Annotated in this window: 19 protein-coding genes; 5 read left to right on the top strand and 14 right to left on the bottom strand. The window is 27.6% G+C overall.

Features of this window, described 5'->3' with window-relative positions; translation table 11 throughout:
• Window positions 1-1,449: 1,449 nt before the first annotated feature.
• The 3 genes from BN346_RS15300 to BN346_RS15290 form a co-directional block, all read right to left on the bottom strand.
• The gene (locus tag BN346_RS15300; protein WP_040329750.1) at window positions 1,450-3,474 is read right to left on the bottom strand and encodes a urocanate hydratase; all 2,025 of its coding nucleotides are present in this window, start codon (window positions 3,472-3,474) and stop codon (window positions 1,450-1,452) included.
• 600 nt (window positions 3,475-4,074) lie between these two features.
• Window positions 4,075-5,478, bottom strand: coding sequence for a cell wall-binding repeat-containing protein (locus tag BN346_RS15295; RefSeq protein ID WP_051540449.1), 1,404 nt, complete (start codon window positions 5,476-5,478; stop codon window positions 4,075-4,077).
• Window positions 5,479-6,065: 587 nt separating this feature from the next.
• Complete coding sequence (locus BN346_RS15290; RefSeq protein ID WP_040329748.1) at window positions 6,066-7,019, bottom strand: aromatic acid exporter family protein; 954 nt, start codon at window positions 7,017-7,019, stop codon at window positions 6,066-6,068.
• Window positions 7,020-7,414: 395 nt separating this feature from the next.
• Here BN346_RS15290 and BN346_RS22265 point away from each other — a divergent pair, with 395 nt between their 5' ends.
• A complete protein-coding gene (locus BN346_RS22265) occupies window positions 7,415-7,537 on the top strand; it encodes a hypothetical protein (protein WP_278245521.1) in 123 nt (40 codons plus the stop codon).
• Between the two features lie 102 nt (window positions 7,538-7,639).
• On the opposite strand, the gene tsaD is transcribed toward BN346_RS22265, so the two are convergent.
• Both tsaD and BN346_RS15280 read right to left on the bottom strand, forming a co-directional pair.
• Window positions 7,640-8,662, bottom strand: coding sequence for a tRNA (adenosine(37)-N6)-threonylcarbamoyltransferase complex transferase subunit TsaD (tsaD, locus tag BN346_RS15285; RefSeq protein WP_040329747.1), 1,023 nt, complete (start codon window positions 8,660-8,662; stop codon window positions 7,640-7,642).
• Between the two features lie 246 nt (window positions 8,663-8,908).
• Entirely contained in the window at window positions 8,909-9,532 is a 624-nt protein-coding gene (locus tag BN346_RS15280; protein ID WP_040329746.1) for a RusA family crossover junction endodeoxyribonuclease, read from the bottom strand.
• 509 nt (window positions 9,533-10,041) lie between these two features.
• Here BN346_RS15280 and BN346_RS15275 point away from each other — a divergent pair.
• Window positions 10,042-10,638 carry a DUF4230 domain-containing protein gene (locus BN346_RS15275; RefSeq protein ID WP_051540448.1) on the top strand — a complete coding sequence of 199 codons (597 nt, stop codon included), beginning with the start codon at window positions 10,042-10,044 and terminating at the stop codon, window positions 10,636-10,638.
• Window positions 10,639-10,855: 217 nt separating this feature from the next.
• Here the strand turns inward: BN346_RS15275 and BN346_RS15270 are convergent, their stop codons facing one another.
• The gene (locus BN346_RS15270; RefSeq protein ID WP_040329745.1) at window positions 10,856-11,809 is read right to left on the bottom strand and encodes a transposase; all 954 of its coding nucleotides are present in this window, start codon (window positions 11,807-11,809) and stop codon (window positions 10,856-10,858) included.
• 111 nt (window positions 11,810-11,920) lie between these two features.
• On the bottom strand, window positions 11,921-12,784 hold the full coding sequence (locus BN346_RS15265; protein ID WP_040329743.1) for a formate/nitrite transporter family protein: 864 nt from the start codon (window positions 12,782-12,784) through the stop codon (window positions 11,921-11,923).
• A 706-nt stretch (window positions 12,785-13,490) separates the two neighbouring features.
• On the opposite strand from BN346_RS15265, the gene BN346_RS15260 reads away from it, so the two are divergent.
• Window positions 13,491-14,093 (top strand): sigma-70 family RNA polymerase sigma factor, encoded by a 603-nt coding sequence (locus BN346_RS15260; protein ID WP_040329741.1) that lies wholly within the window; start codon window positions 13,491-13,493, stop codon window positions 14,091-14,093.
• 57 nt (window positions 14,094-14,150) lie between these two features.
• Here BN346_RS15260 and BN346_RS15255 read toward each other — a convergent pair whose 3' ends face one another.
• From BN346_RS15255 to BN346_RS15240, 4 genes are all read right to left on the bottom strand, one after another.
• Window positions 14,151-15,182, bottom strand: coding sequence for a hypothetical protein (locus BN346_RS15255; RefSeq protein ID WP_040329740.1), 1,032 nt, complete (start codon window positions 15,180-15,182; stop codon window positions 14,151-14,153).
• Window positions 15,183-15,585: 403 nt separating this feature from the next.
• A complete protein-coding gene (locus tag BN346_RS15250) occupies window positions 15,586-16,443 on the bottom strand; it encodes a TPM domain-containing protein (protein WP_040329738.1) in 858 nt (285 codons plus the stop codon).
• A gap of 3 nt (window positions 16,444-16,446) precedes the next feature.
• Window positions 16,447-17,004, bottom strand: a complete 558-nt coding sequence (locus BN346_RS15245; RefSeq protein ID WP_423219655.1) for a LemA family protein — start codon at window positions 17,002-17,004, stop codon at window positions 16,447-16,449.
• A 272-nt stretch (window positions 17,005-17,276) separates the two neighbouring features.
• A complete protein-coding gene (locus BN346_RS15240) occupies window positions 17,277-17,648 on the bottom strand; it encodes a CoA-binding protein (RefSeq protein ID WP_040329736.1) in 372 nt (123 codons plus the stop codon).
• A gap of 473 nt (window positions 17,649-18,121) precedes the next feature.
• Here BN346_RS15240 and BN346_RS15235 point away from each other — a divergent pair, with 473 nt between their 5' ends.
• Window positions 18,122-20,110, top strand: coding sequence for a fructose-bisphosphatase class III (locus BN346_RS15235; RefSeq protein ID WP_040329735.1), 1,989 nt, complete (start codon window positions 18,122-18,124; stop codon window positions 20,108-20,110).
• A gap of 86 nt (window positions 20,111-20,196) precedes the next feature.
• Here BN346_RS15235 and BN346_RS15230 read toward each other — a convergent pair whose 3' ends face one another.
• Window positions 20,197-21,534 carry a S1C family serine protease gene (locus BN346_RS15230; RefSeq protein WP_040329733.1) on the bottom strand — a complete coding sequence of 446 codons (1,338 nt, stop codon included), beginning with the start codon at window positions 21,532-21,534 and terminating at the stop codon, window positions 20,197-20,199.
• 832 nt (window positions 21,535-22,366) lie between these two features.
• Entirely contained in the window at window positions 22,367-23,587 is a 1,221-nt protein-coding gene (gene pepT / locus BN346_RS15225; protein WP_040329732.1) for a peptidase T, read from the bottom strand.
• A 419-nt stretch (window positions 23,588-24,006) separates the two neighbouring features.
• Here pepT and BN346_RS15220 point away from each other — a divergent pair, with 419 nt between their 5' ends.
• Entirely contained in the window at window positions 24,007-24,495 is a 489-nt protein-coding gene (locus BN346_RS15220) for a thioredoxin family protein (RefSeq protein ID WP_040329731.1), read from the top strand.
• A gap of 247 nt (window positions 24,496-24,742) precedes the next feature.
• Here the strand turns inward: BN346_RS15220 and BN346_RS15215 are convergent, their stop codons facing one another.
• Complete coding sequence (locus BN346_RS15215) at window positions 24,743-25,441, bottom strand: response regulator (RefSeq protein WP_040329730.1); 699 nt, start codon at window positions 25,439-25,441, stop codon at window positions 24,743-24,745.
• Window positions 25,442-25,455 lie beyond the last annotated feature (14 nt).

The following is a 25,455-nucleotide window of genomic DNA, read 5'->3' as shown; positions in this document are numbered from 1 at the left end:
TTTTTTGGAATGTACCAATCAACCAAAGGAAGTTTACCTTCCGTAACCACTGGGACTGGCTATATTTTATTTACTAGTGAATATATACATTTATTCTAGACTATTCTTAATGTAAATCTATCACCTTGAGTTGCCTGTCCCTCTTGTTATGGCTTAAAAATTTAGATAGTAAATTAATTATTTAATTTATTCACTTTCTTTTTACTTGTTTGTATCCTTGCTAGATTTCATTTTTTTAACTTGAAGATATCAATCAACAAGAGGGACAGACTTCTCATGGGGTAGTTACCTTTTCACAATTTATCTACCATTTTGAATAAGATATGTATCTAACTAAGTAAGGTCAGTCCCATAGCCTTGCTTAGTTTTGTTGGTTCAAGAATAAAAATTACCAATTAACTAAATGAAGTTTATCTTCTGTAGCTATGGGGACTGGCTCTACTTTACTTATTAGTGGATATATAATTTTTTTCTAGACTATTTTTAATGTATATCTATCACTTTGAGTTGCCTGTCCCTCTTATTATGGCTTAAAAATTTAGATAGTAAATTAATTATTTAATTTATTCACTTTCTTTTTACTTGTTTGTATCCTTGCTTAATTTTATTGGTTTAAGCATAAAAGATACTAATGAACAAGAGGGACAGACTTCTTATGGGCTAATTGCTTTTTCACAATTTATTATCCCTTTTGAATAAGATATTTAGCTAAATAAGCAAGGTCAGTCCCAATAGAGCCTTGCTTAGTTTTATTGGTTCAAGCATGAAAGATACCAATGAACAAGAATGACAGACTTCTCATGTGATAATTGCCTTTTTATAATTTATCCACCCTTTTAGATGAAATAATTATCATAACAAGTAAAGTCAGTCCCCCAGTGGCTTGATATTAACAGACTTGATAAATTTTATATCCGTATCAAAGATCACCGGGATTGAAATCTCGGCTACAATAAAGGATAATCTCGGCTACTAAAAAAGACTCTTGGCTACAGTTAGAAATAAATTGTAGCTACGAAAAAGTAATTCGAGATACGTTAAAAACAAATTTTGGCTATAATAAAAAAATCACGATATATTTTTGTTTATATCGTGATTTTCTGTATTTCTATTTATTTTTAATCCATTCTTCAATTTAGTTTGGGACATTATTTATTTGATGAATACTACTTTTAAGCTTAAAGTATACCACTCAACAAGAGGGACAGACATTATATATTTGCTAGTTACCTTTTTTAAAATCATCTACCCTTTTGGATGAGATAATTAGCATAACAAGTAAAGTCATTCCACAGCGGCTTGATAAATTTTATATCCGTCTCTAAGGATACTGGGATTGAAATCCTAGCTACAATAAAAGGTAATACCGGCTACTTAAAAGTAATCCATATAAACTTTTAAAATAGATTCTGGTTACGTAAAACAAATTTCAGTTAATATTAATATAATTTATTTTACGTTTTCTTCTATTAATTTTGTTATCATTTCTTGGTTTGGTATATAAGGTAATGTTATGTGGTCTGTTCCTTTGTTTTGTTTGTTATATTCTATTGATGTTTCGATTGAGTGTTCATTTCTTGCCCAAGCTCTTCTTGCAACTCCGCCCATTACATCCCAAGCCATTGCTGATTTTATTATTTCGTCAACTCTTTCACTTCCATCAAGAACTAAACCAAATCCACCATTTATTGACTTACCAACACCTACGCCTCCACCGTTGTGAAGTGCTATTAAGCTCATTCCTCTAGCTGCATTTCCTGCAAAGCATTGTACAGCCATGTCAGCCATTATATTACTTCCATCTTTTATATTTGATGTTTCTCTGAATGGTGAGTCTGTTCCACTTACATCATGGTGATCACGTCCAAGCATTATTGGTCCTACTTCACCATCTCTAACCATTTTATTAAATGCTAATGCTATTTTCATTCTTCCACCAGCATCTTGATAAAGTATTCTAGCTTCTGTTCCAACTACTAATTGATTTTTTTCTGCATCTCTTATCCAAATGTAGTTATCTCTGTCTTGTCCTCTTCTATTTGGATCTATACATTCCATAGCTTTGTGGTCTGTTTTTACTAAGTCTTCATGTTTTCCACTTAAGCATACCCATCTGAATGGTCCATATCCATAATCGAATAGCATTGGTCCCATGATGTCTTCTACATATGATGGATATATAAATCCGTCTTTTTCATTTTCACCATTTTTAGCTATATCTTTTCCACCTGCATCGTAAACAGCTTTCATGAATGAGTTACCATAGTCAAAGAAGTACACTCCTCTGTCTACTAAGATTTTAACTAATTCATAGTGTTTTAATAATGTTTTGTCTACTAACTCTTTGAATTTTTCTCTATCTTCTTTTAATAATGCTGTTCTTTCTTCAAAGCTTATTCCCATTGGAGCATATCCTCCATCATATGGAGCATGGCATGAAGTTTGGTCTGATAATAAATCTATTTTTACATTGTTATCAACAAAATATTGAAGTAAATCAACTATATTTCCGTGATAAGCAATTGATATTCTTTCTTCCTTTTCAGCTTTTTCAAGAGCTATTTTTACTACTTCCTCAAGATTATCTGATACCATAGATACCCAGCCTTGATCTAGTCTTGTTTGTATTCTTGATAAGTCAACTTCTGCAATGATACCAACACCATTTGCTATTTCTATAGCTTTTGGTTGAGCACCACTCATGCCACCAAGTCCTGATGTTACAAATATTTTTCCTTTTAAGTCGCCATGTTCTGGCACACCGAGTTTTAATCTACCTGCATTTAATATTGTGTTGAATGTTCCATGAACTATTCCTTGTGGTCCTATATACATCCAGCCACCAGCTGTCATTTGTCCATAGTTTGCAATGCCTAGTTGAGTTGCTCTATGAAAATCTTCTGGATTATCAAACATTCCAACCATTAATCCATTAGTTGTTATAACTCTTGGAGCTCTTTTAGAACTTCTGAATAATCCTAATGGATGTCCACTTTCAACTACTAATGTTTGTTCATCAGTCATGTTTTCTAAATATTTTTTTATTAATCTATATTGCATCCAGTTTTGACATACTTGTCCTGTTTCACCATATGTAACAAGTTCATATGGATATAATGCAACTTCAAAGTCTAAGTTGTTATCTATCATTACTTGGAATGCTTTAGCTTCAATACAGTTGCCTTTATATTCATCTATAGATTTTCCATAAATTCTTCCTTCTGGTCTAAATCTATATCCATAGATTCTTCCTCTTGTTAGAAGTTCATCCATGAATTCTTTAGCCATTTGTTCATGATACTCTGGCTTTATATATCTTAATGCATTTTTTATAGCCACTTCTGCATCATGTTTATTCAAATCAAATCCTCTATCTGGTGCTCTTCTTATGCCTTCTTTAAACTTAGGCATTTCAGGTAATTCGTCATCTAATTTGATTACCATTGCTTCTTCTACATTTAAATTTTCTATCATCTAGAATACCCCCTATTTTATTTATTTCTTAGTCCCCCAATTTTAAAATTGCCACGAATAAATTCGTAGCCAGTATATATTTAAATTGCATAATGCAATTATTTTAGATTTATAAACTTTAGATAGTAAATAGTTTCTTTATAAAGAGAGAATGTTCATATAAAAAAAATATATATTATAAAATTATAAGATAGGATTTATTTTGATTATACTATTATATTTACTATCTAAAGTATTATATTATTTTTACATATTTAGAATATGCAAAAGAATGTATAGGATTAAAATTCTTAAAATTTCATGTTTTTTACCCCAATATTATTTTTAATAAATATATAAACTAAAATTTCAGAATTTTCATCTTATTATCTTATTCTTTATTTCCTATAAAAATCCTTTTAAATTTCAACTTTACTTATAAAGAATTTTTGCTAGTTTGATAGCATAGTAAAGGATTTTAGATTAAAATTTAAAATCATTAAAGTAACTTTATAAAATTCTTCTCATAAGGTACTTTTTAATTATCAATAAAAAAATCCTCATACAATTTTCAAATTTTATATGAGAATTTTTTTAATATTAGATTAAATTTCATCATGTTTATTGTCTGTATTGTTGTATTATACTTTCTACTTTTCCATTGCTTATTTTAAGATTAAATGTAAAACGTCCTGATATACTATCTCTATCTGTTAATGTATAAAAATCACTTGGAACTTTATCATTTAATATATCACTACTAGACCAATCCACTAATTCAACTTCTACATTATCTTTAACCTTTAACTTTACATCATCACTTATTCTAATATCACGACCAGCATCTAAAACTATAGGTCCATATACAGGATGCTGTATTACTCCTGAATTAGTTCCATAAAACTTAGCATATTCCTCAAGTTCTTTAATATCTTTGCTGAATTTGCAAAAATGTCCTTCTATATATTTTTCACCATTTTCTTCATAAGCTTGTTTGGCTATAAATGTAAATTCATTTTCTCCATTTAATAGTCTTTCTGAAAATTTATCTACTGTAAATTTTCCACCTGCTATTGTCACCTTTTTAAAGCTATCTAATTCTGCTTTTTTATCATTAATACTTTGAGAGTTTGATAAAAGTATTGGTGAATTTGTTTTTATTGCTAAGGCACTTGCTGAGAGTGCATCTGGGAAATTTTCACCACTAGCAATAACTATATTATCTTTTGCTGTTTTGCCTTTGAAGTATTTTAATATCTCAAAGGATGTGTCATATCTATTATTACCACCTAATCTTACAATTTTACTTTTATGTAATTGAGGTGTTAAAGTTTCTATTTCATTTTCTACATCACTACTAATTGCACCAGTTCCTCCAGCTATAAAAATCTCAGTAGGTTTTATTGTCTCTATTTGATTTTTACAAGATTCACTTAAAGTGTTGCTTGGCGTCAAAAGTATAGGATAACCATTTTCTCCTGAAACTGTAGATATGCTTAATGCATCTGCAAAACTCTCTGAACTAGCTATTATAATTGGTGTACCTTCTTCTACCTTTGCTTCTTTTACAATTGCTTCATTGGTTTCATATCGGTTTTTACCACCTAATCTCACTACATTTTCAAATCCATTTTGTTTAAAATAGGAAATAAAATTATTGTTTATAGCTCCTTTTCCACCTAGTAAGTAGACCTTTCCCCCTGGGTTTAATCTAGATAAAATAAACTGTAATTGCTCTTCACTAGTTTTTGTATCATAGTCTACTAATATTATTGGAGCATTGTATTTTTTTGAAAGTATTGATCCTGTCAAAGCATCGGGGTAATCTTTACCACTGACTAAAATAACAGAATCTATCATGTCGTTACCTACAAATTGTTTCGCTATATTTATTGATGTCTCATAACGATTAGCTCCATCAATTCTTAAAACTCTATCATTTGTTTGCGCTTTTGCAACTATTGGTAAAGCTGTTGTAACTGCTAGTAATGTAGTTGCTATTAAGCATTTTAATTTAGAATTCATACGCTCACCCTCTTATATATTACATGTACATATATATGACATTGTTAATTAAATTATAACAAAATTTACATAGATTTGTGATTAATATATGATTTTATGTGTATTAATTTATTTTATCAACATATATCTTCTGTAGGGTTGAATTCATTCTACCCATTTTAACGTGCCAATAATTAAATTTATTATATATGAAATTAATTAAAATATTTAACATCCCAATCATTGTATGTGAGATTTCAACCTTGAATAACGTTATTTAAAATATCACAGCCATATCAAAGACCGCCAAGGTTGAAACCTCGGCTACGAAGGAAAAAGAGATTGAATTGAAAATGCCAAAATTTGTAGGCGAGAATTCATTCTTGCTTACCGTTGTTTTAATATATTATTCTAATTTTATATCCATATAAGAATCCGCCAAGACTAAAGTCTCAGCTACAAAGGAGTTTAATAAGTTTCAGCTATAAATGTTAAAACCTCCATTATAAACATTTAAAATAATGTTTATAATGGAGGTTACTTTTCTTAAAATTATATATTTCAACCACCATACTTAGCGTTTATTATATGTTAACTTTATAATTCATTTAAATATTAATTTTATAGAAATCTCTTTTTATTACCAAAAACTCTTCCATGTCATTTAAGAATTGATATAACATTGCTCTGTTTTCAAATTCTTCTCTTGTTGTGGGAAGTTCACTTTCTTTTAACTCTTCTCTTAGATTTGTTAAATCCTCTAATAATGCATCACATGGATTATCTTCATGCAGATTTTCTCCAATTTTCTGTGTAAGTTTTGCTATCATCTCAGTTTGTTCATATGTCATAAAAAATCTTTGAAAATGCTCCCTCATTCTTTTCATGCATTCAAATTGATTTATTCTCATTTCCATATACTTAACGTAATAGCTTTCATCTACTGTGAAGTAGTTGTTTAAATTTATGTATGCTTTCTTTCTTGTTTCATATAGTTTAGTTTCCAAATCTTTGAAAAGTATATCTTCTTTTAAACTTACTGATAATTTTTGCAGTGACTCTGCCATTTCTAAAAATATTTTTCTCATTCGTTCTTCTATATATTTTTGATCATTTTTTATGCTATTTGATATGTCCGGCATGTATAAATTTAATAGTAAAGCTACTCCAACACCAATTATTATAAGTCCTATTTCATTTAAGACTAGATTGGTCGTTATTTTTCCTTCTGTTAAAAAGTGAGTAGCTAACACCGAACTCATTACTATTCCTTCTGATATTTTAAACTTTACTGCTATTGGTATAAAAATTATCATAAATACCCCAAAAACAGCAGCATTAAATCCTATAAGTTCAAATAGCACTCCTGCAATAGTTAAACCTATAAAACAAGCCATAACTCTTTGAGATGCCACTTTTAGAGATTTTCGTTTTGTGTTTTGTATACTTAGTATTGTTATTACCCCTGCTGAAGGATAAAACTTTAATTTCAATAATTGAGCTATAATCATAGCTAATGCTGTACCTAATCCAGTTTTTACAACTCTGTCTCCTATCTTCATAATTTCTCCTTTCTTATCATTTAATTAATAATATAAATATATATAATTTCATTTCAATAATATATATCGTCATTTCATCTCCAGATTAAAGACCGCCAAGACTAAAGTCTCAGCTACAAATGGAAAAATAAAATTTGTGCCAATATTTGTAGGCGAGAATTCATTCTTGCTGTTACACGTTAGTAATTCAAATTTTATATCTATATCGAAGCATGCCAAGGTTAAAACATCGGCTACAAAATGAAAATTTGCACCGACCTAGGCTACGAAGAAAAAAAGAACAACTGATTCAAATTCTGTAGATGAGAATTCATTCTTGCTTAACGTTGTTTTAATATATTATTCTAATTTTGCATTCATATAAGAATCCGCTAAGACTAAAGTCTCAGCTACGAATGGGAAAAAGAGAATTTGTGCCAAACTTTGTAGGCGAGGTTTTAACCTTGCATAACGGTATTTTAAATATTACAGCCGCATTAAAGAACTCCAAGGTTAAAACCTCGGCTGCAAAGGAGTAAAATGGAAATTTATTCTTGTAGAATGTTATGTAATTATATTTACATAACATTCTTAATCAAACTCTTAATTTTGTAAAAAAAGCAAAGCTTTGAGGCTTTGCTTTATCTTTGACCTAATTTTAAGTTTGGTACTGCATTTAATTTTAAATCTGCTATTCTTCCACATTTGTATTCAAAGTAAGCAGCACTTCCTATCATTGCAGCATTGTCTGTACATAATATAGGTTGTGGGAATAATACTTGTATTCCTTCTTTTTCACATCTATCTATCATTGTTTGTCTTAAACAACTATTTGATGCAACTCCACCTGCTATAGCTATTTTATCCACTTTTTTTATTTTACATGCTTCTATTGCATTTTCTACTAATACATTTACTACTGACTTTTGGAATGATGCTGCTACATCTGGAACATGTATTTCTTCATTTTTCATTTCAGCCTTATTTAAATAGTTTAAAACTGCTGATTTTACTCCACTAAATGAAAAATCTAAACATTCTTTATGAAAATTAGCTTTTGGGAATTTTATAGCATTTTCATTTCCTTCTTTAGCTATTTTATCTATTTTAGGACCCCCTGGATAACCAAGTCCTAATGCACGAGCAACCTTGTCATACGCTTCCCCTGCTGCATCATCTTTTGTTTCACCCATTACTTCAAAGACACCGTAGTCTTTCATATGTACTATAAATGTGTGCCCACCAGAAACTACTAAAGTTACAAATGGTGGTTTTAGTTCTTTATACTCTATAAAGTTTGCACTAATATGTCCCTCGATATGATTTACTCCTATAAGTGGAATGTTAAGTGCATATGCTAATGATTTTGCATATTGTAATCCTACAAGTAGTGCTCCAACAAGTCCTGGACCATATGTTACACCTATAGCGTCAATATCTTCAAAAGTTACATTTGCTTCGTCTAAAGCTTCCTGAACAACTGCACTTATTGCTTCTATGTGCTTTCTTGATGCAACCTCTGGAACAACCCCACCAAACTTTTCATGAGTTGAAATTTGTGATGCTATTACATTTGATAACACATCTCTTCCATTAACAACTACGGCTGCAGAAGTTTCATCACAACTTGACTCTATAGAAAGTATTTTGAAATCTTCCTTCATTAAAACTTCACCTCTTCTATCAAATAAAACAATTTAAAATTGCTTTTATAAATTCATATATTATAACTTCTATTTTAAAATCAATATTTACATTATATACTTTTATACTACATATATTCAAATCTAAATTTAGAATTGTAGATATCCCTACAAAATAAATAGATGCTTATTTCTAAGCATCTCCAATTTTCTTATTCTAAATATACTAAAGCCTTATTTCCACAAACTAATTTTAAGTTTAAATTTTTAAAATAATTTTTTAAAGCACTGTTTGCATAGCATTGTTTTTCCTTTATTTGCTGATATTGCATTTTCCTTCGTTATTGCTTTTTGACATATTTCACAACGTATTTTTGCATCATTATTCTTTTTAGGCTTTTCTACTTTTTCTTTTACTTCTCTATTTTTAGAATTTGGTGGTGGTGCATATTCAATCTTCTCGTCTTCTATTTCTCTTTTTTCAATACTATAGTTTACTTTATATTTACTTTCACCAAATAACTCTAACTCAAATCTAGGATTTTCTTTATCATAAAATTCTTCAACTACTATTCTTCTTATCTGCGCATCATTAATTATTAGTCCACTCTTTTCAATTCCATCAAATATACTTTTAGTTATATTATTTGTGTCTGGATGTCTTTTTTCTGATTTATAATAAACCTTTAATATTGCTATTACTGCTTCTGATATAATTATCCCTGGATTTTGCACTCTTGTTTCATAAGCTATTTCTTCTTCATACAATGCGTATCTATCATGATACTTCCCTGAATTATATGGTAAAATTGCTCTTCCTTCTAAATTGAAAAGTTTAAAGTTTGATTTAGATATAGGTGAACCTTTTACTATAACTTTTGCATAACTCATCTTTAGTTGTCATCTCCTTTCTTTATTACTTCTTTTCATTTTACAGTATTATTTTAAACTTTGCATTTGTATCCATCATAAATTCTACTCATTAAATTTCTTAACTACATTATATAAGATACATAGCTATCATGCACAAGCTTCCTTTTCTTAATTTAGTTTTTATCTTAAATAAAGTTTTTATAACAACAAATAACATTAGCTCTAAATACGAAAATTCATATTCTGTTGTTGCTTCGATTAACCCTACCTCAATTGTTGGTGAATATGTAGCCTCATTTTAATCTTGAGTGGCCTGTCCCTTTTGTGACGACCTAAAGAGTTTACTTGTATGTTTTATTTATTTTTTTGTTCTGTATCCTCTATAAGTCTTATATCTCTATTAAAGAACCACTAACATTAAAATTCAATTACATAAATATAATCCTATTATTTGTACTTATATATTATCTTTTTGCATATTTATTTATAAGGTTTCTAAATATCTTTCTTTTGAGGGTGGTATTATTATGATTAACTTTAAGAAGTTATTTTCAAAGTATAAGATTACAATGATATTATGTTTAATAATTGTTTTATTATTATTCTTATTAAGTTTTAATTGGTCTATACAGCATGATAATAGCAATAATGTTGATTTAATCTTTGAAAGACTTGTTAATTCTAATGAACTTACAACTGTTAAATACAATTATTCTAATGTTTTATCAATAAAAGATAATTTAAAATTTAAAGATATAAACATTCCATTCACTGAAAGAGTAATTATTCTTAAATATGATGGTCACATAAAAGCTGGTGTTGATTTAGATAAAGGTAAAATCAAAATTCATGGAAAAACTCTAACAATAACCCTTCCTAATGCAACAATACTAGACAACATAATAAATGAAGAAGACATTGAAGTTTTAAATGAAAAGGACACCATATTTAATCCGTTGCAAAACCAAGAAGTCTTTAATGAACTATCTAAATGTAAAGCTGAAAAGGAAAAAGAATTAATTAATAATGGATTTTTAGATGATGTAAACAATGAAACTAAAGCATTCATTGAAGATTTCTTTAAAAACTTAGACTTTGACGTAAAAGTAGTATTCCATTCATAGGTGACAGTCATCACACATTAATCATACATTGATGACTGTCACTTATATATGGAGTTTTATTGATTAAATGTTGTTGACCGTCACCTATGTTTAACCTATATTTACTTATTTATAGTGCATTTTAAGATTATTTTTCATTTTTTTGCTTAAATTCATACAGCTTGTACACTTTTTTCAATATTAAAAATCGTTATTATAAATTTCAAAAATTTTTTTGTTATTTATTTTCACTATAAAATTTTTCAATTATGTTTTTGTATTTATCTTCATGTAGTACTAAGTAAATGCCTTCATTGCTTAGGGCATTTACTTCTTCTATGGACATGTCTTCTAGTATATGTCCAATTTCATATGTTGTTTTTTCTGTGTATATTCCTGTTAGTAGTATGAATAATGCTTTTGGTGTTTTTACTCCATGATCTGCTTTTGTTAAGAATGAACTTCTTGTTATTCCTGTTTCTTTTTCTACGAAGTCTATTATTTGTTCTACATCAAAGTTTCTTTTTAGTATTCTTCTTGTTATTCCAAATTTCTTATCGTTTATTTTTATTTCTATTTTTCTGTTGTTGATTGTTAGTGTTGTTGATAGGTCGAGTTCTTTAAAGTGTGATACTTTTTGTATTAATGTGTGTTTGAATAGTTTTACGTATGATTCCACTGCATATCTAGAGTTTATTGATAATATGCTTAGTATGAAGTCTGTGTCTAATATTCCAAATTCATCTTCATTTCCGAGGTAACAACGCATGCTTGAAAATCTGTATGTTTCAGGCATTTCACTGTATCCAAATATATCTTTTGGGTTAGCATGTATGTATAGTGATGCTTTTAGTAAGTATTCATCAGTGTTTATTAGTTCACTAAAAAATCTTTCTTTTAGTAGTGGTCCGTTTGTGTCATATTTAGGATTATAGTATTTTACATACCTAAGTCCTATACTTTTCATTATGGTGCTAATTTCTTCTCCATTTGAGTCTATTATGAAGTGTGCATGGGTGTCCATTAAACAATATGCATAGATTTTAAATTGATATTTTATTTGACTTTCTCTTATTTTTTCCATCATCATTTCTTTATCTGATTCTGATGGAAATAATGGTTTTGATTTTGATTCATGGATTACTATATGATATATTCCATTTAAATCTGTTACTCTTGCTTGACGTGACAAAACAATCGCTCCTTTTTTATATTTATACTTATTTATAAATATTGACAAAGGAGTTTTATTTAAACATAAAAACTATGAAAATTAAATTTCCATAGTTTTTATGTTTTTATATTATGCTGTTTTCTTTTCAGACACTGCTTTTTCCACTGTTTTTTTTGCAGCTTTTTTATATATAAACCAATATACAAGACCAACTAATACTGCTCCACCTATTATGTTTCCAATTGTTACTGGTAATAGATTCTTAACCACTCCTGCTACATTTAAGTTTGCAAGTTTTTCTGGTGATATATGTGATGCTTCTATGTATACAGGATTTCCTTTTGCTAGTAATCCAATTGTGAAGTAATACATGTTTGCAACACAGTGTTCAAATCCAGCTATTACGAATACAAATATAGGAATGAATCCCATTAATGCTTTTCCAGCTACGTCTTTTGCTGCATATGTTGCCCATACTGATAAACAAACTATGATGTTACATAGTATTCCACTTGATAATGCTTGTCCCATCGGTAAGTTAGCTTTTGTTGCAGCAACTTTAACTGCATATCCACCAACAGCTCCACCATTAAAATCTAAAAGTCCTGCACTATAAACTAAAAATGCTATTAATGCAGCTCCTATAAAGTTTCCTATAAATACTATTAATAAGTTCTTAGCCATTTGACCTACTGATATTTTTTTATCAGCTACTGCTACTGATAATAAGCAATTTCCTGTAAATAATTCAGATCCACAGATTAAAACAAATAGTAGTCCTACTGGGAATACTACCCCTGCAATTACTTTTTGCAATCCAAAGTTTGTTACACTATGTGAAGCTACTGATGAACCATATCCACCTAGTGCAATGAATATTCCTGCTAGTATTCCTAAAAATAATGTTTGTACTGGTCTGTTTTTCGCCTTTTTCACACCAACTTCTGAAACATATTCTGTTATTTCAAGTGGTGATAACATGTTTTGACTCATATAACTTTCTCCTTTGCTTTTTATTAATTCAATTACATTTGTATTTGTAATTAAATTGTTTTTATATATTCTCAAATTACATTTTATAAAATATTAATATTTTGTATTTTTTACCATTTTTCTTAATAATTCATTAACTATTTTTGATTTATTCTTATAGCTACAAATTTATATATTATATGTAATATTTTTACATATTTCTTCCGACTTTTTCTTTTTTATAACAACAAAAACTATTATATTTTAAATTTTATATAAAAGTCAACTGTAATTCTATCATATTTATTCAGATTTTACCTTGTTTTTATCTTACAAAATGATTTTTGATTTTTTTCTCAATTTTCAATATTCATTTTATTGTTTTTCCTAGGAAATATTAAATTCTTTTAATTATTCCTATAAAATACTCCTTTCCTAATTTTATATTTTATATTTTATATTATTTATAATATTATTAAATATATATTTATATTTTTACTATTTATTTTTAATTATTGTAATTTAATACTTTATTGAGAATTAATTGAATTATTTGTGTTATAGTCTATTTATACAAAGAAAATACTAAATTTAGTGTTTACATTTTATATTTTCCTACTAATTTTAGAAATTAATTTCTTAATAAATATCATTAAAAGCTTTTATTTTGTTATCATTAAAGTTTATTGACATTGTTTTATATTTTAAATTAAGGAGTTGTAGTGATTTGAGTAAAAATTTTTTATTTAATTATTTAGATAAAAATACATTAGATAAGAAATCTTATGAAGATTTAAATGAACTTGTATGTAAGGCAAAAGTAGGCAATGATGATTGTAAGTTAGAACTTATGAATTTAGTTACAAGGTATATTCATAAACTTTCAAAGTCCTCTTTTATCCCAGATTCTGATAAAGAAGATTTTGTTATGATTGGATATTTAAGCGTGCTTAATTCTATAAAAAAATTTTCTCCTGATAAAGGTGATTTTGTTAATTATGCAATTAGAAGTATTAAATTTAATTTTTATGATAATTTGAGAATTAATAAATATAATAGTACCGTAAGTTTGTCAACGGAAATTGATGATGGACTAACATTAGAAGATGTGCTTGCTTCACCTGAATCATCATCTAATGTTTATATGCGAGATGATATTAACTTAGCTCTTCATTCTCTTACTGATGAAGAAAAAAAGCTTTTCTATCATTGCATAATTAAAAATGATTTTACCTTAATGGAATATGCCAAATTTTTAGGTGTTGATTATAGACATGTTTTATATTTAAAGAACAAAGCTCTTTCTAAAATGAAAAAGTTTTTAAAATAATTAGTTAAAAGAAAAACAGAAGTAATAACTTTCATTACTTCTGTTTTATAATTTAAATTAAAAAAATTTTATATTGTATATTTGTAATTCTTCCATTTCTAAATAATCTTTTATAAATTCATTTGGAAATTTCTTTGATAATATTTGTTTAAATTTTGTTAATTGCTCTTCACTTGGTTGATCTAATTCTTGTTTGTCTAATTCTAATTCTGTTTCTGTAAATAAGTCTCCATTTATTTTATAGCTCACATCACGATTATATAGATACAATTGATTATCTTTTATCTTCAAAGAGCCATACAATATTGAAGGAAGTTCAATTTCCTCAATATTAGATATTTTATAATCTTTGCTAAAGTCTCCATAATAGATTTTATCTTTAACTTGACCTGAAAGTTCATCTACAGTAAAAGTTTTTAGTGCAATTTTTGAATAATCCTCCGATAATATAGAATCTTGTATTTGTTCTTCACTATTATCTACTTCATATATAAGAGTATCATTTATATAAATATTAGATTTATTTTCTGATGCTTTTCTAGACGTTTTGCTATATAAAAGTTTTTCTCCTTCTTCATAAACACCTAGTAATATTCCCATCACAAAATTTTCTTCTTTTTTAGTATCTACATTGTATACTCCATAAGCTAATACAGATGGATTTATATGAGATGTTATTAATATTCTTTCATCATTAATCCATTCTAAATCTGTTATTATTCTAAGACTTTCATTGTTCAATTCAATTTCTGATGTCTTTTCACTTTTTATATCCTGAAGTATAATCTTTGGGGAATCAGGTTTGTTCTCTTCATTTCTTTCCATATATACAATTTGCTTGTTATTAGGACTTACTGCCAATAATTCTTTAGAAATACCCTTATCACCTATTTCGTTTATCTGTTGTTTTCTTTCATCATAACTGTAAATTTTATTGTTTCTTTCAAATACTGCATTTAGATATTTCTTATCAGAAAGTTTTACAATACTTGCATTGCTACAACCAACTAAAAATAAAATTGCTACCATTAAAATAGTCAGTTTAAATTTTCCCAATCCTTTTCTATGAACAACGCCTTCACTTTCCATTTGCTACACTGTTGCCTTATTAAATAGGTTATAATTGCAACAGCACACCTCCCCCAACTCTTATTTAGAACATGATTATAATATTTTAATAAATGCTAAAATCTACATTTATTAATTTTTAGATTTATGAATAATTTGCAATTTACAAATTCAACTTTATTAGTATACTCCTATAATTTTCTTCATTCAATATTATTAACTAATAATTATGCATTAAAAATTAAGTAATATTTCCCTAACTTAATTATATCCTAATTTTAGGAATTTATTATTACAAATAAGATACAATCAGAAATTATATATATGTTTTAATTATTATCAAATATAAAAGTTTTTATTTATATATTCTCCTTATTTTATTGCACAAAAAAGCAAGAGAGAAAAAATCCCTCTTGCTTAAATTTTACCAACTACCTGATGATCCTCCACCATTTGACGAACCTCCCCCGAAGCCACCAAATCCGCCGCCATCAGAGCCACCGCCACCGAAACCTCCAAATCCACCAAAGAAGTCATCATCGTCATCATCTTTTTTCCTTCTTACTGTTGGAGTTCCATAATAGTGAGTGTTGCTTGTTCTAAATGCCCTTGATATACCTCTAAGCATTCTTCCTTTATTGAAAAATGAATCTCCGAAAATTGTAATTAAAGCTATTATTACAATAATTGTTCCTATGTCTATTCCGTCATCATCTTTTTTTACATTAACATGTACTTGTGGAGTATACTCATTAGTAAGTTCTACTTGATATTCTTCTGCTATATTACTTGCAAAAACTGCATATGCATCTAATAATCCACCTGCATAATCGCCTTGTTTAAATCTTGGCTTTGCAGCCTCTTCCATAACTTTGTTGCTATATATATCAGATATTGCCCCTTCAAGTCCTCTGCCAACTTCCACTCTATATTTTCTATCTTCTATAGACATTAGTATTAACAGCCCATTATCTTTTTCTTTAGATCCTATTCCCCATTCTCTAAACAATTTGTTTGCATAATCTTCTATTGGGTAATTATCTAAAGTATTTATAACAACTATTGTTGCTTCTGCTGTAGTTTTGTCTTGTAATTCTTTTCCTATTGCTATTATTTTATCTCTAGTTTCTACATCTATAGTATTTGTATAGTCATTTACATATTTATATTGCGTTGGCTTTTCAAATTCTATTCCAAAGGCTTTAATAGGAATTGCAAATATAACTAAAAAAACTAAAAAAATCGATATTAATTTTGAAAACTTTTTTATATTATTTTTCATAAATTATTTATTAAACTCTACTTTTGGAGCTTCTTTAGCACCTTCACTAGCTTTAAAGTATTCTTTTTCTTCAAAGCCAAACATTGATGCTACTATATTGCTTGGAAACTTTTTAGTTTTCTTATTATATTCTGCAACTATTTTATTATAGTCTTCTCTTTTTATTGTTATTCTATTTTCTGTTCCTTCTAATGCTATTGAAAGGTCTTTAAAATTTTCATTAGACTTTAATTCTGGATATCTTTCAACAACTACTAATAATCTTGATAATGCACTTGAAAGTTCTGAGTTTGCATTTGCCTTTTCTTCCATTGTTCCTGCACCAGCTAGTTTTGATCTTGCATCTGCTATTGATGTAAACACTTCTTTTTCTTGACTTGCATATCCTTGAACAGTAGCTACTAAGTTAGGTATAAGGTCTGCTCTTCTTTGAAGTTGTGCATCTAAATCGGATGCAACTGTGTTTACCTGCTCATCTAAAGCTACAAACTTGTTATAACTTGAAATGAAAGGCATTATTAGAATTGCTATTACTACAATTATTGCTATGATTATTCCCATAGTCTTTTTTTTCATAAATAATACACCTCTCTTTATATTAATGAATTTTACTTTCAAAAATAAAAATCTTAAAGTACTTAATATAGGGTTCTAAGTTCAAGTTTTAAATTTTAAACTTGTATTCCTATATATTATATTAAGCTTATCCTTAAGTTAGCATACATTATATTACTATTGTAAGTATTTTTCAATATAAATATAACTTCTGTTATTTAAATTAAAAATTCCACCTATTTTATAGATGAAATTTTATTATTTTTTATATTGAAGTTTTATTGAAGTTCTACAAATGCACAATGGCTAGCTTCTATATTTAGTCCTAATGATTTAGCTTTTTCTAAAACTTCATCATTAAATGAACCTGGTTGAAACCATACATTTTTTATTCCCTTATTTTTTATATCCTCTAACATTGTTATGGCTATATTAGGATTAACTATTATATTAGCTACATCGATATTTTCTTTTATTTCATTTATATTATTATATATTTTTATCCCTTCAATTTCATTATATTTAGGATTTATCCCACAAACACTATATCCTTTATCTTTCAATTTCTTTAATATTTTATACCCAAACTTACTTTTGTCATCTGTTGCACCTATTACAACCCAGTTTTTTAAAGATATCATCTCTTGCATATTCTTACTCCTTTTCATTTGTAGTGTTACTTAATTTTATCTATTTAACTTAAATGTATCAATGAATAAGATGAACATACCCTATTATTGAATAGTTTATTTTAATTTAGTTTTCCTTTTGAATACCATATTTATTCTAACACACACAATAATTCCTAATATGCTTATTTAGATATATTTTGATTTTAAATTTATATCCACATAAAAGTTCACCGGGATTGAAATCCCAGCTACGATAAAAATCATAACTATGGTTACTATAAAAATATCATTTCTAATTTATTTTGATTTTTTATAATGAACTTAACCTTATAATTAAAGTCATTGCAACGAGATTTATTTTTTAATTTTTTACATTTTTTCTTTTTATTTTATGTTACATTATTTATCGATATATTATATACTATTAATATTAGTGCTATATTATATGTTTTGCACTTTAATTACTTAAGAAATTCGAAAGGAGTTTTGCTATGCTATCAATTGATGATATAAGTGTTGATATGCTTGAAGCAGATATACGTTATCTTACTCTTTTAGCTAATAAATTTCCAACAATTTCAGATGCTTGTACAGAAATTATTAATTTGCAAGCAATTTTAAATTTACCTAAGGGTACTGAACATTTTCTTACAGATATACACGGAGAATATGAAGCTTTTAACCATGTTTTAAGAAATGCTTCTGGTGTTATTAAAAGAAAAGTGAATGACTTACTTGGAAATAGTTTAAAAGAAAGTGAAAAGAAAGATTTATGTACATTAATATATTATCCTGAACAAAAATTGGATCTTATTATAAACGAGGAAAAAGAACTGGATGATTGGTATAGAATCACTTTATATAGACTTATTGAAATTTGTAAAATAGTTTCATCTAAATATACAAGATCTAAAGTTAGAAAAAATTTACCACCTGATTTTTCTTATATTATAGATGAACTTTTAAATGAAAAAGAAAATAGACCAAATAAACAAGATTATTTTAATGGTATTATAGATACTATTATTAGAATTAGACGTGCAAAGGAATTTATTATTGCTATTTGTACAGTTATTCAACGTTTAACTGTTGATAGACTTCATATTATTGGTGATATTTACGATAGAGGTCCTGGTGCACACATAGTTATGGAAAGTTTAATTAGCCGTTCTTCTATTGATATTCAATGGGGAAACCATGATATTCTTTGGATGGGAGCAGCTGCTGGTAATGAGGCTTGTATATCTAACGTTATTCGTATATCTACTAGATATGCAAATCTTGAAACTTTAGAGGATGGATATGGGGTTAACCTTCTTCCATTAGCTACTTTTGCTATGGAATGTTATAAAAATGATCATTGTAAATCATTTAAGCCTAAAATTTCAGCTGGTAATTATAAAGAAACTGATTTAAAATTAATGGCTCAAATGCATAAAGCTATTTCTATTATTCAGTTTAAGCTTGAAGGTCAAATTATAAAAAGAAGAAAAACATTTAATATGGAAAATAGACTTCTTTTAGATAAGATGGATTTAGAAAAAGGTATTATAACTATAAATGGAAAAGACTATACTCTTAATGACACTAATTTTCCAACTGTTGATCCAAAAGATCCATATAAGCTTACCAAAGAAGAACAAGCTTTAATTACTAAATTAAAATCTTCTTTTATTAATAGTGAAAAGCTTCAAAAACATGTACGATATTTATATTCTAAAGGAAGTTTATATTTAGTTTGTAATTCTAATTTACTATATCATGCTTGTATTCCACTTAATAGTGATGGTACATTCAGAAAAACTACTATTGCTGGAAAAGAATGCTGTGGTAAAGCTTATTTAGATATTGCTGACAGACTTGCTAGAGAAGGTTATTTTAATAAAGGTGACTCTGAGGAAGATTTATATTCATTAGATTTTCTTTGGTATTTATGGTGTGGTGAAGATTCTCCCCTATTTGGAAAATCTAAAATGGCTACATTTGAAAGATATTTCTTAGATGATAAAGAACTTCACAAAGAACCTAAAGATCCTTATTTTAAATTTAGAGATAAAGAAGAAACTTGTGATATGATTCTTAGAGAATTTGGACTTGAACCAGATGAATCTCACATAATAAATGGTCATGTTCCTGTAAAAGTAGTTCAAGGTGAAAGCCCTATTAAAGCTAATGGAAAACTTTTAGTTATTGATGGTGGATTTTCTAAGGCTTATCAAAGAGAAACTGGTCTTGCAGGTTATACATTGATTTATAATTCTTACGGCTTACAATTAGTTTCTCACGAACCTTTTGAGTCAACGCAAAAAGCCATTGAGGAATGTCAAGATATACTTTCTTCAGCAGTAATACTAGAAACTACTAAAACTCGAAAAAGTATAAAAGACACCGATATTGGAAAAGATTTAATAAACCAAATATATGATTTAGAAAAACTTCTTATGGCATATAGAAAAGGTATTATAAAAGAACAAAAATAGTTTTTATATAGTAAAAATAAAAGATAGCTAATTGCTATCTTTTATTTTTTAAGGGAGATGACTTTCTTATATTTCAATTTTTAGTATTATACCTCTAATTTCATAGTTGCTGTCATTGTCTTTCCGTCTCTTACAAATTCTACACTAACTTCATCATTTTCTTTGTGAGTTTCTTTTATTTTGTTTAATTCAGCTACTGTAGTAACTTTTTTACCATCAAATTTTACTACTACATCTCCTGGTTTTAATCCTGCTTTTTGTGCAACACTAAAATCTTCAACTTGTGCTATATATATTCCTACTGGTAAGTTGTTTCTTGATGCTAATTCTTCATCTAAATTCCTACATTGTATTCCAAGTTTTAATATAGGTTTTGTTAGTACATCAAGTTTTGCTATTGCTTCATTTATTGGAATTGAAAATCCTAAACCTTCAACTCCTTCTGCATTTATTTTTACTGTATTTATTCCTATAACTTCTCCATTAGAATTTATAAGTGGACCTCCACTATTACCTGGATTTATTGCTGTATCTGTTTGTATTAATTTTAATGTTTTTCCTTCTTCCACTTCTATTTCTCTATTTACTGCACTTACTATACCTGTAGTTACAGACCCAGAAAAATCTTTAGATATTGGACTACCTATTGCCATTACTTGTTCTCCAACTTTTAAATTATCAGAGTCCCCAAAGCTTAGTACTCCTGGAACTTCTACTTTTGGATCAGTTATTTTAACAACTGCTAAATCTGCTTCTTCTGAATAATTCACAACTTTTGCAGCTACTTCTTGACCTGTACTAAATATAACGCTTACTTCTGTTGCACCTTTTACAACATGGTAATTAGTTAATATTTGTCCTTCATCATTAAATATAAATCCTGAACCTATACCTTCTTGTATATTACCTGTTTGCCAACCCATAAAGTTTGTTGCTACTGATTTAGTTGCTACTCCAACTACTGCTGGTGAAACTTTTTCTGCAATATCAGGTATGTTCATATAATTTCCTGAACTAATTTGAGTTGTATCTACTTTTTTTGAACTATCTTGATTTTTCTTTTCTGCTACTGATTTTACACTTTTATTATTTGAATTCATTATTGAGTATGTTGTAACTCCACCTATTCCTCCACCTAGTATAGAACAAACAAGTGCTATTGCTACATAACTTCCAACATTTCCTCTTGGCTTTTTAGCTTTTTTAACCTTTTTAACTTTAGGTTCCTTAGCTCCTTCATAATTGTTAAAATTCATTGTTTCTGTATATCCAGTGTTGCTATTTGTATCTTCATCACCTATTTTATAAGATGCATTATTTATATATGTTTGCTCTAATTTTTCACTAGAGTTTAAATTATCATTATTTATATTTTTATCTATATCATTATTCATATTATCATTAAAGTTATTTTTTTCATTCATATATGATCAACTCCTTGATTTACTTTATGTTTAAATCTTATTACTTTTTTATGACAGTATTGTGTCTTGTATTTGACAGTTTTATGACATGTAAAATTACATAATTCCATTGTTATATTATTAGCCTTAGAAAGTTAATTTATCCGTTCATTAAAGTTGAAATTTATTTTAAAACATATTTTTAGTTTAATGATTATACTACTTTAATTTATGTTTCATTTTTTATTTTGAAGTTATCAACAGTTTTTTATTTATACACAATAGTTATTAACATAATTTACTGAATTTTTGTTTATAACAATAATATTTGTGCATAACTTTTTGCATATCCTTATTAAGTTTTATTTTTTAAGCTTGAAATATACCAATGAACAAGAGGGACAGACATCTTTTCGGCTAATTACCTTTTCTTAATTTGCTTTTCCTATTAAATAATATAATTATCTAAACAAGTAAAGTCAGTCACTGCATCTACTTTATTTATTAGTGGATATATAAGTAGGTTTTAGACTTCTCTTAATGTATATCTAAAATATTGAATTGCCTGTCCTTTTTGTTACGTCTTAAAAACCTAAGTTACAATTTTAAGTTTATATCCATATCAAAGAGCACCGGGATTGAAATCCCGGCTACATAAATACACAATCCCGACTACATAAAACACAATCCCCACTACATAAAAACACAATCTTGACTATCTAAGAGCATAATTTGGGATACGAAAAACATAATTGTGGTTATAGAAAAAAATAAGAGAGAATAAAAATTCCCTCTTACTTTGCAAAGTTTATATTAGCGTTTTAATTTTAAGGTATCAATGTCTTTTAATTTATTATTTTTGAGCATACATTTCTACGATTTTTAATACTACTTCTGTAGCTTTTTCCATTGATTCTGCTACAGTATACTCAAATTTACCGTGGAAGTTGTGTCCACCTGTAAATAAGTTTGGTGTTGGAAGTCCTTTGAATGAAAGTTTTGATCCATCTGTACCTCCTCTTATTGGTAGTACTAATGGTTTTACATCTACTGCTTCTATAGCTTTTATAGCTGTTTCTACTATATGGAATTGTTCTTTAACTTTTTCAGCCATGTTGTAGTATGTATCAGACATTTCTAATACAACTGTTCCTTCACCATATTGTTTGTTATATTTATTAACTAATTCTTCTAAAAGAACTTTTTTAGCTTTGAATTTGTCCATGTTGTGATCTCTTATTATGAATTCTTGAACTGTTTTTTCTACAGTTGAGTTCATATCTGTTAACATGAAGAATCCTTCATAATCTTGTGTTTTTTCTGGTCTTTGGTCTTGTGGTAATTCATTGAAGAACTCCATAGCCATTATTCCAGAATGAATCATTTTTCCCTTAGCTGAACCTGGGTGAACATTTCTTCCGTTAAATGTTACAACTGCTCCAGCAGCATTGAATGTTTCGTAAGATATTTCTCCTACTTCACCACCATCTAGTGTATAAGCAAATTCTGCACCAAATGCTTCAACATTAAAGTTATTACATCCTGTTCCTATTTCTTCATCTGGAGTAAATGCAACTTTAATATCTCCATGTTTTACTTCTGGATTATTTATTAAGTATTCCATAGCTGTCATTATTTCAGCTATACCAGCTTTATCATCTCCACCTAATAATGTTGTTCCATCAGTTGTTATTATTGTTTTTCCAACATAGTTTTTGATTTCTGGGAAATCCTTTACAGAAAGTACAGTGTTTTCATTTAATTGTATATCGTTACCATCGTAATTTTCTATTATTTTAGGATTTACATTTTTTCCTGAATAATCTGGAGCTGTATCCATATGAGCTAAGAATCCAATTGTTGGGACTTTTTTGTCTATATTTGAAGGTAATGTTGCAGTAACAAATCCTTTATCATCTACTGTTACATCACTCATTCCTATAGCTTTTAATTCTTCTATAAGAATTTTTCCAAACTCTAATTGGCTGTTTGTACTTGGAACTGTTGATGAAGTTTCATCACTTTGTGTATCATATTTTACATATTTTAATAATCTTTCAACTACTTTTGACATATTTTATCCCTACCTTTTTTCAGAATTCGTAATATTTTATTAACATTATAACATGTTAGAATAATAATGAAAAGTATGTATATTCTATTAACATATTCTTATTTTTACATAATTTTTATATAAATTTATAAAATCATTAAAAAATATAAGTATTTATCTAAGCTTTATTGTTAACATTTTATTAATTTAAATAATATATTAATATATACAATTTATTGCTTTTTTAGTTTTTGAATAATTAAATATTTATATACTCAAATTATTAATTAATTAAAATTTTTTAAATATACTTTCATTTTAACTATTTTCGTTTTATAATTTTTATAATAAATTCAATTTTTTAATTTGAAATTCATATGACCATAGAGAATAAATACTTTGTTCTCTATATTAAAATATAAGAAAAGGATGTGTTATTTATGATAGACTTATCAAGTGCTCTAAGTTTTGAACAATATTTAGCAAAATCTAAAGAAAGTTATGGTGATATTCAAGATAAAAAATATATAGCAACTACCTTATCAGAAAATTCTAAGTCAGAAATTAAAAACTTAAATGACACCGTAAATGCAATTGTTTTTACAGAAGGTTTTTGTCCTGATTGTATTGCTACTATACCTTTTATCCAAAAACTTAGTGAAGAAAATTCTAATTTAAAAGTTCACTATCTTCCAAGAACAGGCTATGAGGAGTTTCTTGAAGAGGCTGTTGGTAGAGTTTCTATTCCTACAATAATAACTTTTGATAAGGATATGAATCCAAAAGGTGCTTATGTTGAAACACCTAAGGAACTTACCGAAAAAATGATTTCTTTATCATCTGAAGATAAAAAATCCTTGATTGAAGAATATAGACAAGGAAAATATAATAATTTAATCGAAAAAGATTTACTTGAAATAATAATATAAAAACTATATGTTTTTATATCATTTTTAAGATTTAACTTTCTATAAAATAAAAAATGCTCATCCTTTCGGATGAGCATTTTAAGGGTAGTTTGAGAAAATTGGAAATCATCAAATTAGACATCAAAACAATTTTGATATTCTACTTTAGATGCCTCTTCTTTTGTTTAATGTAATTAAGATGGGTATTAGTATTATATCCGCATATTTAAAATATTATTCACTTCATTACAAATTGTTTTATTTAAAATTAATCTTCTGTAAATCTATATCCTACACCAACTTCTGTGTATATATATTCTGGTTTTACCGTTTGTTTTTCTATTTTTCTTCTTAGACTTGCCATAAATACCCTAAGTGTCTGAGTTTCACTACCTACTGGTGCACCCCAAATTTCTTTTATTATAAAGTTATGCGTTAAAACTTTTCCTGGATATTTTGAAAGTAATACTAAAAGTTTATATTCTATAGGTGTTAAATGAATTTCTTTATTTTCTATAGTAACTTTTCTCTTTTCATAATCTATAATTAAATCTTTCACTTTAAATGTTCCATTAGTTTCATTTAAATTTTTCTTAGTTTCTTTGTGTCTAAGTGATACTCTAATTCTAGCTAATAATTCACCAATGCCAAATGGCTTTGTCAAATAATCATCTGCACCTTTATCAAGTGCTTCAACTTTTTGCCTTTCATTATCTCTTGCTGAAACTATTATTATTGGCACACTTGACCATTCTCTTATATGCGTTAAAACCTCTATTCCATCAATGTCTGGAAGTCCTAAATCTAATATTATTAAATCTGGACTATTTGACATTGCAAGACAAATACCTTCTCTGCCTTTTTCCGTTTCAATATATTTATATCCCTGCACACCTAGTGACGTGGTTATAAAATTCCTTATTGGTTTATCATCTTCAATTACTAGAATGTATGCATCATTCGTCATTTTTACACCTCCAC

This window comes from Clostridium ihumii AP5 (assembly GCF_000612845.1).
GTDB lineage: Bacteria > Bacillota > Clostridia > Clostridiales > Clostridiaceae > Clostridium_J > Clostridium_J ihumii.
This window is presented reverse-complemented; position numbering and strand designations above follow the sequence as displayed.

Excerpts from the sequence above, each read along its gene's own strand:
- BN346_RS15235 (WP_040329735.1), top strand. The coding sequence starts at position 18,122 with ATGCTATCAATTGATGATATAAGTGTTGATATGCTTGAAGCAGATATA.
- BN346_RS15220 (WP_040329731.1), top strand. The coding sequence starts at position 24,007 with ATGATAGACTTATCAAGTGCTCTAAGTTTTGAACAATATTTAGCAAAA.
- BN346_RS15250 (WP_040329738.1), bottom strand. The coding sequence starts at position 16,443 with ATGAAAAATAATATAAAAAAGTTTTCAAAATTAATATCGATTTTTTTA.
- BN346_RS15295 (WP_051540449.1), bottom strand. The coding sequence starts at position 5,478 with ATGAATTCTAAATTAAAATGCTTAATAGCAACTACATTACTAGCAGTT.
- BN346_RS15275 (WP_051540448.1), top strand. The coding sequence starts at position 10,042 with ATGATTAACTTTAAGAAGTTATTTTCAAAGTATAAGATTACAATGATA.
- BN346_RS15240 (WP_040329736.1), bottom strand. The coding sequence starts at position 17,648 with ATGCAAGAGATGATATCTTTAAAAAACTGGGTTGTAATAGGTGCAACA.
- pepT (WP_040329732.1), bottom strand. The coding sequence starts at position 23,587 with ATGTCAAAAGTAGTTGAAAGATTATTAAAATATGTAAAATATGATACA.
- BN346_RS15255 (WP_040329740.1), bottom strand. The coding sequence starts at position 15,182 with ATGGAAAGTGAAGGCGTTGTTCATAGAAAAGGATTGGGAAAATTTAAA.
- BN346_RS15290 (WP_040329748.1), bottom strand. The coding sequence starts at position 7,019 with ATGAAGATAGGAGACAGAGTTGTAAAAACTGGATTAGGTACAGCATTA.
- BN346_RS15300 (WP_040329750.1), bottom strand. The coding sequence starts at position 3,474 with ATGATAGAAAATTTAAATGTAGAAGAAGCAATGGTAATCAAATTAGAT.
- tsaD (WP_040329747.1), bottom strand. The coding sequence starts at position 8,662 with ATGAAGGAAGATTTCAAAATACTTTCTATAGAGTCAAGTTGTGATGAA.
- BN346_RS15280 (WP_040329746.1), bottom strand. The coding sequence starts at position 9,532 with ATGAGTTATGCAAAAGTTATAGTAAAAGGTTCACCTATATCTAAATCA.
- BN346_RS15215 (WP_040329730.1), bottom strand. The coding sequence starts at position 25,441 with ATGACGAATGATGCATACATTCTAGTAATTGAAGATGATAAACCAATA.
- BN346_RS22265 (WP_278245521.1), top strand. The coding sequence starts at position 7,415 with ATGGGAAAAAGAGAATTTGTGCCAAACTTTGTAGGCGAGGTTTTAACC.
- BN346_RS15265 (WP_040329743.1), bottom strand. The coding sequence starts at position 12,784 with ATGAGTCAAAACATGTTATCACCACTTGAAATAACAGAATATGTTTCA.
- BN346_RS15245 (WP_423219655.1), bottom strand. The coding sequence starts at position 17,004 with ATGGGAATAATCATAGCAATAATTGTAGTAATAGCAATTCTAATAATG.
- BN346_RS15230 (WP_040329733.1), bottom strand. The coding sequence starts at position 21,534 with ATGAATGAAAAAAATAACTTTAATGATAATATGAATAATGATATAGAT.